The sequence below is a fragment of the Runella limosa DSM 17973 genome, from assembly GCF_000482465.1.
Classification (GTDB): Bacteria; Bacteroidota; Bacteroidia; order Cytophagales; family Spirosomataceae; genus Runella; species Runella limosa.
In genome coordinates this window covers 1028156-1044653 of record NZ_KI519420.1, presented here as the reverse complement: position 1 = coordinate 1044653, position 16498 = coordinate 1028156, and the positions used below count along the sequence as shown (strand labels likewise).

Annotated in this window: 16 protein-coding genes; 2 read left to right on the top strand and 14 right to left on the bottom strand. The window is 44.3% G+C overall.

Annotated features, from left to right (window positions below; all coding sequences use genetic code 11):
* Positions 1-230: 230 nt before the first annotated feature.
* The 7 genes from hemJ to K339_RS0114335 all read right to left on the bottom strand — a co-directional run bounded on the left by hemJ (position 231) and on the right by K339_RS0114335 (position 5879).
* Positions 231-770, bottom strand: coding sequence for a protoporphyrinogen oxidase HemJ (hemJ, locus tag K339_RS0114365; protein WP_028524219.1), 540 nt, complete (start codon positions 768-770; stop codon positions 231-233).
* Between the two features lie 11 nt (positions 771-781).
* On the bottom strand, positions 782-2251 hold the full coding sequence (locus K339_RS0114360; protein ID WP_028524218.1) for a lytic transglycosylase domain-containing protein: 1470 nt from the start codon (positions 2249-2251) through the stop codon (positions 782-784).
* Between the two features lie 78 nt (positions 2252-2329).
* Positions 2330-3784, bottom strand: a complete 1455-nt coding sequence (gatA, locus tag K339_RS0114355) for an Asp-tRNA(Asn)/Glu-tRNA(Gln) amidotransferase subunit GatA (protein ID WP_229598747.1) — start codon at positions 3782-3784, stop codon at positions 2330-2332.
* A 154-nt stretch (positions 3785-3938) separates the two neighbouring features.
* On the bottom strand, positions 3939-4139 hold the full coding sequence (locus tag K339_RS0114350; RefSeq protein ID WP_028524216.1) for a Sec-independent protein translocase subunit TatA/TatB: 201 nt from the start codon (positions 4137-4139) through the stop codon (positions 3939-3941).
* A gap of 180 nt (positions 4140-4319) precedes the next feature.
* Positions 4320-4760: a YkvA family protein gene (locus K339_RS0114345; protein ID WP_028524215.1), complete on the bottom strand. Its 441-nt coding sequence runs from the start codon at positions 4758-4760 to the stop codon at positions 4320-4322.
* A gap of 82 nt (positions 4761-4842) precedes the next feature.
* Positions 4843-5373 carry a YfiT family bacillithiol transferase gene (locus K339_RS0114340; RefSeq protein ID WP_028524214.1) on the bottom strand — a complete coding sequence of 177 codons (531 nt, stop codon included), beginning with the start codon at positions 5371-5373 and terminating at the stop codon, positions 4843-4845.
* Complete coding sequence (locus K339_RS0114335; RefSeq protein ID WP_028524213.1) at positions 5373-5879, bottom strand: cupin domain-containing protein; 507 nt, start codon at positions 5877-5879, stop codon at positions 5373-5375. The genes K339_RS0114340 and K339_RS0114335 overlap by 1 nt, the downstream gene beginning before the upstream one ends.
* Before the next feature lie 84 nt (positions 5880-5963).
* Here K339_RS0114335 and K339_RS0114330 point away from each other — a divergent pair, with 84 nt between their 5' ends.
* Positions 5964-6779 (top strand): UDP-2,3-diacylglucosamine diphosphatase, encoded by an 816-nt coding sequence (locus K339_RS0114330; RefSeq protein WP_028524212.1) that lies wholly within the window; start codon positions 5964-5966, stop codon positions 6777-6779.
* On the opposite strand, the gene K339_RS0114325 is transcribed toward K339_RS0114330, so the two are convergent.
* From K339_RS0114325 to rimP, 7 genes are all read right to left on the bottom strand, one after another.
* Positions 6780-7514, bottom strand: coding sequence for a carboxypeptidase-like regulatory domain-containing protein (locus K339_RS0114325; protein ID WP_028524211.1), 735 nt, complete (start codon positions 7512-7514; stop codon positions 6780-6782).
* Between the two features lie 57 nt (positions 7515-7571).
* Complete coding sequence (locus tag K339_RS0114320) at positions 7572-8405, bottom strand: phosphatidate cytidylyltransferase (RefSeq protein WP_028524210.1); 834 nt, start codon at positions 8403-8405, stop codon at positions 7572-7574.
* A complete protein-coding gene (locus K339_RS0114315; RefSeq protein WP_028524209.1) occupies positions 8386-8598 on the bottom strand; it encodes a DUF2007 domain-containing protein in 213 nt (70 codons plus the stop codon). The genes K339_RS0114320 and K339_RS0114315 overlap by 20 nt, the downstream gene beginning before the upstream one ends.
* A 54-nt stretch (positions 8599-8652) precedes the next feature.
* Complete coding sequence (locus K339_RS0114310; RefSeq protein WP_064750983.1) at positions 8653-9549, bottom strand: CPBP family intramembrane glutamic endopeptidase; 897 nt, start codon at positions 9547-9549, stop codon at positions 8653-8655.
* Between the two features lie 224 nt (positions 9550-9773).
* Positions 9774-13115, bottom strand: a complete 3342-nt coding sequence (gene infB, locus K339_RS0114305; protein ID WP_028524207.1) for a translation initiation factor IF-2 — start codon at positions 13113-13115, stop codon at positions 9774-9776.
* A 168-nt stretch (positions 13116-13283) separates the two neighbouring features.
* Complete coding sequence (gene nusA / locus K339_RS0114300; RefSeq protein WP_028524206.1) at positions 13284-14528, bottom strand: transcription termination factor NusA; 1245 nt, start codon at positions 14526-14528, stop codon at positions 13284-13286.
* 63 nt (positions 14529-14591) lie between these two features.
* Positions 14592-15059 (bottom strand): ribosome maturation factor RimP, encoded by a 468-nt coding sequence (rimP, locus tag K339_RS0114295; RefSeq protein ID WP_028524205.1) that lies wholly within the window; start codon positions 15057-15059, stop codon positions 14592-14594.
* A gap of 114 nt (positions 15060-15173) precedes the next feature.
* On the opposite strand from rimP, the gene K339_RS33690 reads away from it, so the two are divergent.
* Complete coding sequence (locus tag K339_RS33690) at positions 15174-16463, top strand: McrC family protein (protein WP_051398009.1); 1290 nt, start codon at positions 15174-15176, stop codon at positions 16461-16463.
* The last annotated feature ends 35 nt before the right edge of the window (positions 16464-16498 follow it).

Here is a 16498-nt window from a genome sequence, read left to right as displayed (position 1 = left end):
TACCCGAGTTGTACTAACCAAAGATACGAACTCCGTAGGACGGCCCCGTTTGAAAGCTACTCACAACGTTCTACTTCCTTATGGTGAGGGCCAAAGATTATGTTAACCAAAGATACGGATTCCGTAGTACGACCCCGTTTGAAAGCTACTCACAACAAATTGATTTAACTAGGAATTTTTCAGGCAATACTTCGCTTCGGCGGGTTGTGAGCAACCCTTTACACCAAGGGCTAATTTGCCCCCCGCCGTTTCTTGTACGCTTTGGCAAACATAAACAGCAGTACGCCAAAGGCCAAAACGCCGCCAAAAGCGTACAGGAAATTAAGCGTGTCGCGCAAAACCGCCAACAATGCAATACTTACCAAAAAGAGCGTAGGAAGCTCATTGAGGAGCCTAAATTGAAAGGAATCAAACGGATTTTTGCCTTGTTCCAACTGCACAATGATACGTTTGCACCAAAGGTGATAAACCGTTAGTAAAATCAAAATGGCCAACTTAACGTGGAACCAACCCATTTGCCAATAGCCTGGGTTGAGCAAGGTCATCGTGAGGCCGCACGTCCAGGTCAACATCATCGCGGGGTTACAAATAATTTTGTAGGCTCGCCATTCCATGAGGTTAAACTGCGCTTTAAACGCTTCTCGAAGCTCAGGAGTAGGTTTCTGTTCGGCTTCTACGTGATACACAAACATCCGTACCAAATAAAACAACCCCGCAAACCACGCAACTGCCCCCACAATGTGGAAAGCTTTAAAATAAAAAAGTGCCATGTATGATGCTGTTACCCTACAATAAGTTTCTGTCCTTTACGAACAGTATTGCCTTTTAAGCGGTTGATTTTTTTCAAGCGACTGATATTGATTCCATAACGTTCGGCAATGGTCGAAAGCGTATCGCCTGGCTGAACGCGGTGGTAGCGAATCTTGATTTTCGTTTTTGTATCCGATGCCAACTGCCCTTGTACTGGCGCACTGACATTTTTGGTGGTTTCTTTGAATACAACCAATCGCTTGCCACGCATGATGCTATTGCCCCGCAAGTGGTTCCAGCGTTTTAAGTCGTAGGTATCTACTCCATAACGACTGGCAATTTTTCCGAGTGTTTCTCCTCGGCGCACCGTGTGGTACATCTTCCGCGTCTGACGCGTAATGATGGTTTCTGGATCTTCATTTTCGTCGCCCGCCGCAACCAATCCACCTACTTTTTTGATGGCGCCAGCACTATCTGATATTTCCTCCCCATTGGCCGCCAATAACATACGAGCTTGGAATGGCGACTTAGTCGCCGAATCCCAAATCGCTAGACGATTTTCTTGAAAAAAGTCAAAATTATGGCTCGGAACACGGAGAACGTATTCTTTGGTCGTCGCGGGGAGTTCGGTGTTGATAACTTGTGGATTAAGTTTATAAAACTCATCCAATGAAATATTGCTTAACTTGGCAAACGTATGTAAATTAACATATCCCGATACTTGAATCGTGTCAAAAAGCATGGGATAATCGGGGGTTTCGGCAAAAATACCGTGATCGGCATGGTAGTGCATCAAATAGGTCATGGCCACAAATTGAGGCACATAATGACGTGTTTGTTTGGGCAAGAAATTATAGATTCCCCAGAAAGTACTTGAGCCTGAGCGTCGCATCGCCCTTTTTACATTGCCTGGCCCTACGTTATAAGCTGCCAAGGCCATTTCCCAATCGCCAAAAGCACGGTGAAGGCGTTTCAAATACACACAAGCTGCTTCGGTTGATTTTACGGGGTCAAAACGCTCGTCGATGTAGTCATTTTGCTTCATTCCATATTCTCGACCCGTTGCAGGCATAAACTGCCACAACCCACCTGCTCCTGCGTACGAAATAATGCGCGGGTTTAGCCCCGACTCAATCAATGACAAAAACTTCAACTCGCGCGGCATATCATGTTTTTCAAGCATCTGCTCGTACAACGGAAAGTACAAGTGCATTTGCTCTAACATTCGCTTCACAAAGCTCGGCTTACGATAGATAAAATACTCCACAAATTGATGCGTTACCTTATGATAACGGAGTGGAATGATGTTTTCCAACTTTGCAAGACGTTCGCGTACAAGCGCTTCCGACACCGTTGAGTCGGCCATTGCTTCTATTTGAATTTGTTCTTCCACTACGTTGGTGTCAGTCTCTACTTCTTGTGCACGGGCACCCTCGCTTGCTCCAAGCCAACACATCCCCGCTACCAATCCCATGCCCACAATTCGCTTCAATTCCATCATCGTTCCGTTGTTTTCTCGTTAGGTTTTACATCTTTTTTGTTCGTTTTTCAATGGCTATTTTATCGCTTATGTTGAGTATTAGGCCAAAGAATTTGCTGGTTCTTTGGCGACTATATATTTTGAGAAAGCCAGCAAATCAGCTTCTCCGAAAGGTTTTCCTAGTACTTGAAGTCCCATGGGAAGCCCCTGCGCGTCGGTTCCTGCAGGAATCGAAATGGCAGGATACCCAATCACGTTTGCTTGTACCGTAAAAATATCGGCCAAATACATCTGTAACGGATCTTCGGTTTTGTCTCCAATCGGGAAGGCCGTTGTTGGCGTAGTTGGCATTACTAAAAAGTCATATTTCTTAAAAAGCTCATCGGTCTGATTTTTTACCAGACGACGTACTTTTTGAGCTTTGGTATAATACGCATCATAATAACTCGCACTGAGTACAAACGTACCAAGCATGATGCGTTTTTTTACTTCCTTACCAAAACCTTCACTGCGCGATTTTTTGTAGAGTTCCATCAAATCCACGGGGTTGGCCGTGCGGTGACCGTAGCGGACGCCGTCAAAACGAGATAAGTTAGAACTTGCTTCTGCCGTGGTAAGAATGTAGTAGGTAGGTAAGATGTACGAAAGCAGCGCAAAATCTATTGGCTCTACTTCATGCCCTTGCTCACGTAACCAATCAAGTTTGGCTTGCATAGCTTGGCGAATTTCGGGTTGTAATGCCTCGCTTTCTACGCCTTCTCGCAAATAAGCCACTTTATGCTTTTGAACCGTCGTTTCAGCCACCGCTTGCGTAAAAGAAGGCACGGGCAGCTGAGATACCGTACTATCAAAATCATCCGCTCCTGCCATGATTTCTAGCAAAAGAGCGGCATCATCGACACTTTTGGTGATGGGCCCTACGCAGTCAAAAGACGAACCGTAGGCAATCAGCCCCCAACGCGATACGCGCCCGTAGGTAGGTTTTAGGCCAACAAGCCCACAAAAAGCCGCAGGCTGACGCACCGAACCACCCGTATCTGAGCCTAATGACGCCAAGCACATATCTGCTTGGACTGCCACTGCCGAGCCCCCCGACGAACCTCCAGGAACGCGGGAAGTATCCGCAGCGTTGCGGACAACGCCAAACGCACAGCTTTCGTTGGAAGAACCCATCGCAAATTCATCGCAGTTTTGACGGCCAATGATGATGGCATCTTCGGCCAATACTCGCTGCACGGCGGTAGCAGTAAACTGCGACACAAAACCATTTAAAATGGCACTTCCTGCTTGTAATCCGTGATTTTGATAGCATAGGACATCCTTAATTCCGAGTACCATTCCCGCTAGGCGTCCTGCCGTTCCTGCCGCAATTTTTTGGTCAATTTCTTCTGCTCTTTGCGTTGCTTCTTGGTCATACACCGCCACAAACGCATTCAAGACTGGATTTTTTTCCTCTATGTTTTTCAAATAATACGCCACTAGCTCACGGCACGATACAGCTCCCGAACGGAGGTCTGTTTGAATTTCACTAAGAGAGGTATAATGATAGCTCACAATCAATAGATTACCGCCAACGGAATTGGCATTAAATTGGGATTGGTACAAAACAAAAATCGGCAGTAGTCCGAAGGCTACTGCTGATTTTTAGCTAAATTGTCGTAAAAAGCTTCTTTTCGGCGACATTTCCCCGAAAATTAGCGGGCAGACCTTAGCGACTTTCGTCAAGTCCTTTTTCGATGTTTTCTTTCACTTCCTTAGAAGCTTCTTTGAATTCACGAATGCCTTTTCCTAACCCTTTCATCAACTCAGGAATTTTCTTTGCGCCAAAAAGTAACAACACGATAAGGGCGATAAAGATGAGTTCTTGTCCACCCAAGCCCATGATTAAAAAAATTGAAAGCGTATTCATTTTTGAAAATGCGGTTAGTGATTTCTCTAAATTGTTGTTTTGATACATTGCTGCACATTCAAGCAATGTATTGATTACAGTAATAAAACGAAATAGGACTGTTTATTTACCGTTGATTTTCGATTTTTAACCCTATTTTAAGGAATCTTTTGGCAAAATTAACAACTATTTCGCAGATTATCAGCCAATCGTGATAGTATTTCGTTTTGACTCCCACTCACGAAAAGCATCAAGGTCGTCGCCAATGGCATTAAACAACCAAACAACCAAGGCAATGTCATCGGTCAACCCTACAATCGGTAGTATATCAGGAATGACATCAATTGGTGACAAAAAATACAGCAAAACCGCGATAATACGGGTTAGCGTTTTCCAAGGTACTGTTTTGTAGTCTCCTTTCACGTAGGCTTTGAGCAAACGTACCAATAACATTACTTTTTCCCTGAGGGAATCGTAGGTAGCGCCTTTTAGGGTGTTTGTTTTGTTCAATACTTTCCCTAAAAGTTCAACAAGGCTACCCGCATTGCGGGCATAACGCCCTGCTTTACCAGTGGCGCTTTTAAAAAATACAGACTTCAATACCCGAACTAAGATATTGTCAGAAGTGGACGCGGAAGGCATTTTGGTACTATTAATTGGATGTTAATTTATTTACACCCTCATAAACGTAAAAATGGTTGAAAAGATTTGCTAGGCGCGTATCTTATTTCCAGCCTTCTTTGATACAAAGCTGATTGATATGCTCATAATGGTGCTCGCTGTGCCAAGCGTACAGCGCTGCTACTTCGCGCAACGGGAATACCCGTTTTGTTTCTGGGTGAAAATAGGTACGTTCCCAATCTGCATCAGTCAGCGAGTTTAGTAACATCACCCAACGCAAGTGTACGTATTTCAGCAACTGCAACGACCATTCTATGGGCGCGCCTTTGCCATCGGCCAACTCAGCCCAAAGTGCTTCTTCGTAAGGCTTAATCGCGGGATTGTCCTCGGTCAAAGCCAACTTAAAGCGAATGTAAGCATTCATGTGGCTATCAACAACGTGGTGGACTGTTTGGCGCACCGTCCAGCCTTCGGGACGGTAGGGTGTTTCTAGTTGTGCCTCATTAAGTACATTCACCACATTAAATAACTTTGAAGGCAACGCACTGATTTCTTGAATGTGCGCTTGCGTTTCGGCCGCCGAATAGGTTTTTCCAAACGCAAAACGGCCAATGGGGTATTTTAGATTTTCCATTATCTTCCAAAATCATCTTGTACACGTACGATGTCCTCTTCGTCCGAAGGTTGTTCAGGATTGGTATGTTGCCAAATTTCGGCCAATACCCCCCACTCGGCTAATCCTACCAAACGATGGCGCTCTCCTTGACGCAGCGTAATCAATTCGCCAGGTTGGTAAGTTTTTACTTCCGTTTCTTCGTCGGTATCGCTTTTTACTACTCCTACTGTTCCTGACACAACTCGCCAAATCTCTGCACGACGGTGGTGGTATTGCCACGATAAGCGTTTTTCGGGGGCAACGACCAGGATTTTAGGGCTTAGTTTCTGAGTAATTTGAATACTTGATAGTTCGACGGTCGGAAAATAAGTAGCAGCAAACTGCGGCGTTTGGTCTTCATTAATGACAAAAAAACCTCCCCACGGACGGGTTTGGTCTTGTTTGACGATGTCAAATCCTTGTGCTGCAAGTTGAGTAGCAATGCCCTCAAATACTTCTAATTTAGTGGGGATGGGTGTTTCCATGAAAATTTGCTTGGGTAAGTCGTAAAATTAGAAAAAATCTTGTAAAGTAATCTCCGTATTTTTGCCCGAATGTTTCAAAGTCACATGTCTTTTCAATCTCTAAAAGTTAGCCTTTCACCCGCGAAGAAAATCTATTTTGCCTCTGATTTTCACCTTGGTGCCCCCACTCATGCCGATAGCCTCATTCGCGAAAAGCGCATTATACGGTGGCTAGAAAGTATCCGTCACGATGCACAACTTATCTGCTTGGTTGGCGATTTATTCGATTTTTGGTACGAACACAAACGCGTTGTGCCCCGTGGCTTTGTTCGGTTGTTGGGAAAACTCGGGGAACTGACAGATGCAGGCATCCAGATTATCGCATTCCCTGGCAATCACGACATGTGGATGACCGACTATTTTGAAAAAGAATTAAACATCAAAACCTACCGCCGCCCGCTTGACTTACTGGTTGAAACCACACCTAATGCGCCCATTCGGTCGTTTCACGTAGCGCACGGCGACGGGCTTGGCCCAGGCGACCATTTTTATAAACTCCTGCGCATTGTTTTTGAAAGTAAGCTGGCGAGTTGGGCTTTTGGCAACCTTTTACATCCTAACCTTGCACTTTGGCTGGGGCAATCGTGGGCGTTGCACAGTTGGCGTAAACACGAAAAAGAAGGGCAGCCCTCGTATTGGGGTGAAGACAAAGAGTGGCTTGTTTTGTATGCGAAGGAACAAGAAAAACTACACCATCACGATTTTTACGTTTTTGGCCACCGACACATCAAGCTCGACCTACCCATCAATCAGTACAGTCGAACCCTCATTTTGGGAGATTGGATTGTGTATAATTCTTACGCTGTTTTTGACGGCCAAGCAGTGCAGCTCGTCGATTATGACGAACCTCAAAAAGCGTAATTAATTGTCTTTCTTCAAAATATCTTGGCGAGAGATATTTTCGCGCGGGGCTTGTTTAAGAATGTCTCGGTATTCTTTCTTTTTCAAGTCACCGTTTTTGACTGACTTAATAAAGCTTGCCCAAGCAAAGGGATTTAAGAAAGGCAGGGTGTTTGAGAAACTTCGGTTGGCGGCATTATCACGACCAAAAATTTGTTGGTCCATAAAACTTCGGTAGTTAGATGCGGCGCTCATCGGTGTGGCGGCTGCCATTTGCATCAAGAGCTCTTGGCGCGTATTTCGTTCGAGGTTTTCGCGTTCAAATTCGTCAGGCAATTTCATTGCGATAAACGCTTTTTTAAAGTCTTCTTCCGTTGCATACGGATAGACCTTCACTTCAGCCAACGTTTTTATGTCTTCTTTCATCAAAATGATGGCCGAATACGATTCTTCCATGTGGCGTTTTGGAACCACGTGGTATTGTTTTTGGTAGCCCAGATAACTAAACACCACACTATCCCCAGGAAATACGGGCAACGCAAAATACCCCGCTTCGTCTGCCAAGGTTCCTCGTCCCGCTTTTGGAATAAAAATATAGGCTTTCGCGAGCGTTTGTGTCCCTTTTACTCCGACTACACGCCCCGTAAACATAATGCTTTTTACCTGCCCTTGGGCACGTGCTTCTACTGTATTCAGCAATGAAAGCAAAAAAATAACCCCAACGAGGAAGTAGCTGTATGTATGTTTTTGTAGCATAGTTTCTGGTCAAAAATGAACGCAAAGGTGTGTCCTTATAATGAGTAACGTTATTATCTATGAAAAAATTTTAACAAATGTGACAATAAACGGTGCCGAAAGCAACAAGCCATCGAAACGGTCTAAAAAGCCTCCGTGTCCTGGAATCGTACTACCAGAATCTTTGATGGCGATGCTTCTTTTAAAAAGAGATTCTACTAAATCTCCTAATGTACCTGCCACCACAATCAGTGCTCCGATACAATACCAAGCCCATTCTTCAAACGAGCGGAAGTATATCCCAAGGATGAAAGCTACAATGGCTGCAAAGAAAGCACCACCAACGGCTCCTTCCCATGATTTTTTGGGAGAAACACGTTCAAAAAGCTTTCTTTTCCCGAAATAAGTACCCGCAAAATAAGCCCCCACGTCTGTTGCCCACAATAAAAATAAGCTTCCGAGTACGATTTCATAATTATATACTCCCCCACGCATCGCCAAGACACTTAGTAACGAAAAAGGAATGGCGACGTAAATAATTCCCAAAAACGTAAAAGCGATATTTTGAAAGGGCTTTAGGTCTTTTTTCTTATATAGTTTTATAAAGAAAATCATGGTTACCATCGGGCTAATCAGGAAGTAATTTTGGAAATCAATTACTTCTTTTTCAATCAAAAATGTCAGGAGGTTTATAAACACCCCGCACAATGTGCCATAATACGTCAATGGTTGGTTTCCGTCAAGCCCTAGTAGTTTGTAAAACTCTAATTGGGTAAGAATACTGATGGCACAAAAAAGCAATAAAAACGTCCAATCACTGTACAAAATAGCGGATAATATGATGGCTACCCCTACGATGGCGGCAATAATACGTTGTTGAAGATTAGATAGGTTATTCAAAGGAGATTTCATTCTCTACGATAGTTTTGGCAATGATAGCATCTTTCAAAGGAACATACAACTCGTACTTGCCAAAGTGGTAACTGCTATCCTGTTTATTAATAACAACTCCCGAAATAGATTGTTGCTCTAAATATTCCCGCACGATTTCGGCACGATGCTGGAAACTTGTCTCAAAGATTTTTTCCCAATTATCAACAGTCATTTGGTTTATTGTAAATGTAAGCGCCTCCGTGCTATGCAGATAGTGCTAAACAATCTACAACTGGGCAGCTCTACGGTGAGAAATCATTTTTAAGTTTAAAAGCAAACCTGCCGTTAGTACTAATGATAATAATGCCCCCGTCCATGAAATAGTAGATTCGGGGTTCTCAACATTCATTGAAATTAGCTGCTGGTTGGACAGGTAAACCATTAACAGCGTAGCTGCATTATTGACGAAGTGAGCAAAAATAGGGGTCCATAAATTTCGGCTCCACGCATACATATAGCCAAACATGGCGCCTAGAAGCATTCGGGGGATAAAGCCTAAGAACTGCAAATGGGTAGCACTAAATATCGCCGCGGTCAACCAAATGGAGATGTGCATGTCTCCAATTTTATGAAATATTTTTCGCTGAATAATACCTCTGAACAGAACTTCTTCGCCAATGGCTGGGATGATAGCCATCACTGTCATGGCCACTAATAGCTTGGACAATGACTTAAATTCGGTCAAAAACTGGGTCATTATGGCCAATTCTTGCTCTTTGCGTCTCATCCAGCTTTCGACCCTGAATAGTCCCTGAGGTAGGTGTACACTGTTATTCCATTCAATGATGAGGCTATTCAACGGCATAAAAGCCAGCACGGCCAGACAAGCAACTCCTAGCAGTAAAAAAGAAGGTAACGGACGACGCACAAACTCTTCTACCCGATGTTGTTCTGACCATCGCCAATAGATAACGCTAGGAATAAGAAATGTAAACGAATGCGATACGGCTTGTATCAGCATCAAATACCACCATGAATGCGGGTAAGTCTCGGGCTTTTGCAACATTTGAGCGATGTCTTCTAGCCCCAACCCACCGTGTGTCATGCTCAAGGCCATAATCGCCGCCATCGCGAGGAGATTGCCTAGCGAAGAGCCCAGCAAAACCAGCCCGAAAAGTAACATGACGTTACGCCAAGGGGGTCTTTGGGGGACACTATGAAAAATATCTGATTGTATTTCTTCCACGGATTAACTAAATAAACTTACACAAATATAACATTCCCTACCAAATTATGATACTTTGTCCCTCACTCAGACAAAGTTTGTGCGACGTTCTCTACCTTCCTTAAAACGAAACGGGCCTTTGGTGATACCAAAAGCCCGTCGCAATCAATGTATTTGTATGTTTACAGCGTCCGTTTTACTTCTTTCATTTCGAAGCTTTCTACAATATCCCCTACTTGAATATCATTAAGCCCTTTGATGCTAAGACCAAATTCAAACCCTGATTTAACTTCGTTTACATCGTCTTTGTAACGTTTAAGCTGCGAAATTTCACCTTCGTGAACCACAATAAAGTCACGGATAACGCGCACTTTGTTATTACGTTTAAGATGCCCATCGGTTACGTAACATCCTGCTACGGTACCTACTTTGCTAATCTTGAACACTTCGCGAATCTCAGCGTTACCCACAATGACTTCTTCCATTGTTGGCTCCAACATACCCAACATCGCGTCTTTCACTTCGTTGATAGCGTCGTAAATGACCGAGTAAAGGCGGATTTCGATTTGTTCTTGTTCTGCAAGTTTCTTGGCATTGATAGAAGGGCGAACTTGGAAACCAACGATGATGGCATCCGACGCAATCGCCAAGTTAACATCCGACTCAGCGATTTGACCCACCGCTTTGTTGACAATATTCACTTGTACCTCTTCCGTCGAAAGTTTCAACAATGAGTCAGACAAGGCTTCTACCGAACCGTCCACGTCACCTTTGATGATGATGTTCAATTCTTTGAACGTTCCGATGGCCTTACGACGACCGATTTCTTCCAGCGTAATGTGCTTACGAGTACGGATTGTTTGCTCACGCATGATTTGTTCACGCTTGTTGGCAATCTCCCGTGCTTCACGTTCTGATTCCATCGCATTGAACTTATCACCCGCTTGAGGCGCACCGTTCAAACCAAGCAACTGTACTGGAGTAGATGGCCCTGCGGTTTTCAGGCGCGTTCCTGACGCATCAAACATTGCCTTTACCCGTCCATGGTGTGAACCTGCCAAGATAGGATCTCCTACTTTAAGTGTTCCCGTCTGAACCAACACCGTTGCCAAATAACCACGGCCTTTGTCCAGCGATGCTTCAATCACAGTACCAGAAGCGCGACGTTCTGGGTTGGCTTTGAGTTCGAGCAAGTCAGCTTCCAACAATACTTTTTCAAGCAAATCAGGAATACCAATCCCTGATTTTGACGAAATTTCTTGGGTTTGGTACTTTCCACCCCACTCTTCCACCAAAATATTCATATTTGCCAATGCTTCACGGATTTTTTCCGTATTAGCTCCAGGCTTGTCAATCTTACTAAAAGCAAATACAATCGGGCTTCCCGCGTTTTGTGCGTGGTTAATCGCTTCCCGCGTTTGAGGCATGATAGAATCGTCCGCAGCAATCACAATGATAACGACGTCGGTGACTTTCGCACCCCGCGCACGCATCGCCGTAAAGGCTTCGTGACCTGGTGTATCGAGGAATGTAATTCGGCGACCGCCATCTGTTTTTACGCTGTATGCCCCAATGTGCTGCGTGATTCCCCCTGCCTCACCCGCTGCTACGCGAGTACGGCGAATGTAGTCAAGCAATGATGTTTTACCGTGGTCAACGTGACCCATGATGGTTACGATAGGGGCGCGTTCTTGCAAATCAGCCTCATCGTCTTCGATTTCCTGTACATCGCCCTGAATTTCTTCTTCGGCAGAGATGAAGGAAACGTCATAACCAAACTCATCTGCAATCAAGGTAATGCTTTCTGCATCCAAACGCTGGTTGATTGAGACGAACATACCCATGCTCAAACAAACAGAAATAACCTCTTGCACCGACACGTCCATCAAAGAAGAAAGCTCATTGGCCGAGACAAACTCTGTTACCTTGAGTACTTTTGCATCTTCTTGTTCTTGCATCAAGCGATCTTCTTCTGCTACTGCCCGAACCCGGCGGCGCTCGCGGCGTTTGTCAGCTCCAAAGTTTTTACCACGCGTAGTACCACTCAAACGAGCATTTGTTGCCTTGATTGAGTCTGATACTTCTTTGTCAGAGATTTCCTCTTTGCGTTCGCGGCGGTTGTTGTTGGCCGTGTTTCCGCCCTTTTTATTGTTATTATTACTGTTGTTGTTGGTATTGTTACCGGTATTGGTATTGTTGGTATTTGTATTCCCACCTTGTCCTTGACCCGAGTTTGGTCCTCTGCGGTTGTTGTTATTGTTGGAATTATTGTTGTTACCTCCACCTTGCGCATTTCCTCCAGAAGCTTGCTGCGGTCTGTTCTGACCGTCCCTTGCAGGTCGATCGCCTTGTCTTCCGCTGTTGCCACTATTGTTGGCGTTTGTGTTATTGTTACTGTTGTTATTATTTCCAGCAGTATTGTTACCGCTGTTATTATTATTGTTGTTGTTGCGGTTCGCAGGCGCATTTTCAACCACCTTTTCCCCTTTGCGTACACGCTTACGCTTGCGTTTTTTGTCCTTGTCTTTATCGCGGTTTCCTCCCGAATCACCACCACTACGGCGATCAGTTGGAAGCTCAATTTTCCCTAAAATGGTCAGACCTTTTAGTGGATCAGCTTTCGCTTCAATAAGAACAGGTTGTGCCTCTACCTCGGGGGCAGCGGCAGCAGCCGGCTCTTCTTTAGCTGGCTGGGGAGGAGTTACGGGTGGTTGAGGTTTTTCAACTCGTGGAGCTGGTTTCTCAACCTCCTGTTTAGGTTGCGGTTGGCTTACTTCTACCTTCACTGGTGGCTCTTGAACTTTTGGTGGAGCAGGAGTTGGCTTCACCTCTTGCACTGGTTCTTCTTTTTTCTCCTCCACTTTAGGGGTTTCCACAGGTGGTTTTATTGGCTCTGGAGCAGGAGCTGGTTTTGTCTCCACTACTACTACTGGAGCAGGGGCTGGAGTTGGTACTGGCACTGGTTTTTCTTCAACCACTGGTGGTTTCACAACTACTGGTTCTTCTACCTTAGGCGCCACTGGTGGTTCTGGTTTTTTCTCCTCAACAGGAGGAACTACCACCACAGGTTTTGGCTCTTCAACTGGCTTGGGAGCTGGCTGAGGAGGTGTAACCGATGATTTAGGCGCGTCTAAATCAATTTTACCTACTACTTTCAATCCAATTTGAGATGTCTCGGCACGTAAAATCTCTGGTTCTTTTGGCGACGTTGATTCAGAGGCTGATTCACTAGCAGGTTTGTTGTTACCTGCTGCTTGTGAGCTACGAAAATACAGCACGGGGCTATCTTCTCCCTTTGCTGGTGGCGTGGTTACTACTTCTTCTTTTTTGGGTGCACTTCCCCCCAACAACGACTCAGCCTTGAATTCTTTCGCCAAAAACTCAAGTTGTTCTGCGTTTAGCTTTGTATTAGGATTGTTGTCCACCTTATACCCTTTTGCAGCCAAAATACTCGCAACCGCTGCGTGATTACGGTTGAGAATTCGGGCCGCTTGGCTAAGGCGCATACTTTTTTCTTCCGACATATTGGAAATTTTCGTACTAAAGTACGGGTTATTGTTTATTCGTTTTTCTGGAAAAACCCTGAAAATTAGTCCAAAGATACAGATTTATTTGTCAAGTCTTAGTATCTCTCGTACTAACAACGCCTAAAAACCGTTTGTAATGGACATTTTAAATCTAAAAGTCCTGAATTATTCAAACTCTCGGCGCAAAATTTCTAAGATTTCATCAACGGTTTCTTCTTCAAGATCGGTACGGCGAATCAACTCTTCTTTACTGATGCTGATTACTTGCTTCGCAGTATCCAAACCTATCTTACGGAATTCTTCGATCATCCACTCGTCGATTTCGTCCGTAAATTCGTTCAAGTCAACGTCTTCTTCGTCTTCCTGACCTTCTACATCGCGGAATACGTCGATTTCCATGCTCACTAAGCGGCCTGCCAACTTAATGTTTTGGCCCCCTTTACCAATTGCCAACGACACTTGGTCTGGTTTCAAATACACCGATACTCGTTTGGTTTCGCGGTCGATAACCATTGAGGTGATTTTTGCAGGGCTCAACGCACGCTGAATCAACAACTCTAAGTTTTCAGTGTAGTTGATAACGTCGATGTTTTCGTTGTTCAATTCACGTACAATCGTATGAATACGTGAACCTTTCATACCCACGCAAGCTCCTACGGGGTCGATGCGGTCGTCGTATGATTCAACTGCGACTTTGGCTCTTTCGCCTGGTTCGCGGACAATCTTACGGATATGGATAAGGCCATCGTAGATTTCAGGGATTTCGTTTTCAAACAAACGCTCCAAGAACACTGGCGACGTACGCGACAAGGTAATACGTGGCGTACCATTGTTTAACTCTACTTTGTGAATTACCGCTTTTACAGGCTCACCTTTGCGGTACTTGTCTTTGAAAATCTGCTCTTGTTTTGGCAATGCCAGTTCGTTTCCTTCCGAATCCAAACAAATAAGCTCATTTTTCAAAATTTGATACACTTCCACGTTAAGCAAATCGCCCACCATGTCTTTGTATTTGTAGTACAACAATTCTTTCTCCAAATCCTTGATTTTTTGAATCAATGTTTGGCGAGCTGTTTGCACCATACGGCGGCCAAAGTCCTCCAATTTCACTTCTTCGGCTACTTCTTCACCTACTTCAAAGTCATCTTGGATTTTACGGGCTTCTGCCAATGGAATTTTATCCGGTTCCCAAATATCTTCCGAGTTATCGTCCACGATTTCGCGGGTACGCCACATTTCGAGGTCTCCACTGTCTGGGTTGATGATTACGTCAAAATTGGTATCGGTTCCATATTTCTTACGAATCATTGTACGAAACACATCTTCCAATACTTTGATAATCGTAGGACGATCGATGTTTTTGGAACGCGCAAACTCCGCAAATGATTCTATCAATACTGCACTATCCATTTTCTTTCGAAAGAGTTAAGTGGCAAGCCACAGTTTATGATTATTCGTTAGTTTTTATTCGTATTAAAATTTGATTTGTACTTCTGCCCTGGCAATATCACCATAGGCAAAAGTCAACTCCGCAGGGACTTGGTCTTTCTTCTTTTTCTTCAATTCTTCCTTGACCGTAAAACCTTCGTCCGAAACAGCAATTAACTCTCCCCTTTTTTCGATTCCATCTTTCAGAATCACTTTCAGCGTACGGCCAATGTTTTTCTGAAACTGACGAGGAAAAGCTAAGGGATAATCTACGCCTGGCGAGGAAATCTCAAGGGTATAAGCGTGCGGAATAAGCTCCTCCGCTTCAATCATATCATCTAGTTTGCGGCTTATTTCGGCACATTCGTCGATGCTAATTCCCGCGTCACTATCCATTAATATCGTCACCTTTTGTCGAACTTTTGAAGGAGAAACTTGTACCTCCACAATGAAGTATTTATCCTCTTCCAAAAGCGTTGACAGCAAAGCGATTATTCTTTCTTTTAGGTTCATTTTTTGCCAACAAAAAAGGGGAATTTCGTTCCCCTCTGTAATCAATCATCATATAATTAGGGACAAAGGTAATTGATTTTTACTAATTTAGCAAGTGTGACTCTAACTTATGCTATGCCACAGCACTTTACCCTTCCCGAATACGGGCACATCCGAAAAGCATCTATTGCAGTTCGTAACGAACAAAGAGAAACACAGTCCGTTGTTTTTGTTCCTGACCGAGTTTTTGAACTAATGAAACAACTTTCTTTTCGGGGCAATGCCGAACCAATTTTAAGTTATGGGGTTCAGAAAGGGCAAGAGTTTATTCGGCTCAAAAACTACGTAGGATTACTACAACTACCCGACGGAACCCACATCGAAATTTTACCCAAAATTTCCGACTTCGCTAAAGTGTCGGAAATGCGATTGGCGCTGCTTCGAATGCTGCGAACAGTGCCTGATTTGCCCTTTCATCGGCTTTCGCAAGCGCAATTGCAGCACGCACACTTACCAGTTTGGGAGATTTTTATCTCCGCGTTTATTACTGAAATTGAACAATTGACCCGACAAGGGATTCAAAAAGCGTACGAAACGGTAGAAGCACAAAGTCGTTTTTTGAAGGGAAAATGGCAGTATCATCGCCAAAATCACGCTCATCCCGAATTATTAGCCGTTGAACACGACCAGTTTATCGCCGATATTTTACCCAATCGGTTGCTCAAAACCTGCATTGATTTTTTGGCCAAACGAAGTCAATATTTCCCCAATCAGGCCAAACTGCGAAAGCTCCGCTTTATTTGGGACGAAATACAGCCCTCCTCTACGCTGGCAGAAGACTTTCAAAAGGTTAGCCATTTGCCACGAAGTTTCGACCGTTATTCCCAAGCGTTAAAATGGGCTAAAATCCTGTTGCTGAATCAATCGTGGAGTACCTTCGGAAAAAACACTAACGAATCGCTTTTATTTCCTACCGAACAATTGTTTGAACGATATGTAGCACAAGGCTTTAAACGATACTGTCAAGAATACGAAGTTGTTTATCAAGAAACAGCCCACTACTTGCTTCAACGCCACGACGGAAAACCCCAATTTAAATTACGCCCCGACTTGGTTTTGCGACTTCACAAACAAGTGATTGTGATTGATATAAAATGGAAACACATTGCCCCTGATGCCCCCAATTACGGCATCGACCAAGCAGATCTGTACCAACTCTACGCCTACGGCCAGAAATACCGCGCAACCGAGTTGCATTTGCTCTATCCTGCTCACGAAAGTTTTACGACTCCCCTCCCCGCTTTCCGCTTTGATGATACGCTTCAGCTAATCATTCTGCCCTTTGACATTACTCAACCTTTATCGACCGCCATCGGAACAGTTCGGGCAATTATTGACCATCAAAAAAATACCCCGACAAGCTAGCTCATCGGGGTATCCATACTGTTGTTATTAATTCA

Excerpts from the sequence above, each read along its gene's own strand:
- hemJ (WP_028524219.1), bottom strand. The coding sequence starts at position 770 with ATGGCACTTTTTTATTTTAAAGCTTTCCACATTGTGGGGGCAGTTGCG.
- K339_RS0114360 (WP_028524218.1), bottom strand. The coding sequence starts at position 2,251 with ATGATGGAATTGAAGCGAATTGTGGGCATGGGATTGGTAGCGGGGATG.
- K339_RS0114350 (WP_028524216.1), bottom strand. The coding sequence starts at position 4,139 with ATGAATACGCTTTCAATTTTTTTAATCATGGGCTTGGGTGGACAAGAA.
- K339_RS0114345 (WP_028524215.1), bottom strand. The coding sequence starts at position 4,760 with ATGCCTTCCGCGTCCACTTCTGACAATATCTTAGTTCGGGTATTGAAG.
- K339_RS0114340 (WP_028524214.1), bottom strand. The coding sequence starts at position 5,373 with ATGGAAAATCTAAAATACCCCATTGGCCGTTTTGCGTTTGGAAAAACC.
- K339_RS0114335 (WP_028524213.1), bottom strand. The coding sequence starts at position 5,879 with ATGGAAACACCCATCCCCACTAAATTAGAAGTATTTGAGGGCATTGCT.
- K339_RS0114330 (WP_028524212.1), top strand. The coding sequence starts at position 5,964 with ATGTCTTTTCAATCTCTAAAAGTTAGCCTTTCACCCGCGAAGAAAATC.
- K339_RS0114325 (WP_028524211.1), bottom strand. The coding sequence starts at position 7,514 with ATGCTACAAAAACATACATACAGCTACTTCCTCGTTGGGGTTATTTTT.
- K339_RS0114320 (WP_028524210.1), bottom strand. The coding sequence starts at position 8,405 with ATGAAATCTCCTTTGAATAACCTATCTAATCTTCAACAACGTATTATT.
- K339_RS0114315 (WP_028524209.1), bottom strand. The coding sequence starts at position 8,598 with ATGACTGTTGATAATTGGGAAAAAATCTTTGAGACAAGTTTCCAGCAT.
- K339_RS0114310 (WP_064750983.1), bottom strand. The coding sequence starts at position 9,549 with ATGTTACTTTTCGGGCTGGTTTTGCTGGGCTCTTCGCTAGGCAATCTC.
- infB (WP_028524207.1), bottom strand. The coding sequence starts at position 13,115 with ATGTCGGAAGAAAAAAGTATGCGCCTTAGCCAAGCGGCCCGAATTCTC.
- nusA (WP_028524206.1), bottom strand. The coding sequence starts at position 14,528 with ATGGATAGTGCAGTATTGATAGAATCATTTGCGGAGTTTGCGCGTTCC.
- rimP (WP_028524205.1), bottom strand. The coding sequence starts at position 15,059 with ATGAACCTAAAAGAAAGAATAATCGCTTTGCTGTCAACGCTTTTGGAA.
- K339_RS33690 (WP_051398009.1), top strand. The coding sequence starts at position 15,174 with ATGCCACAGCACTTTACCCTTCCCGAATACGGGCACATCCGAAAAGCA.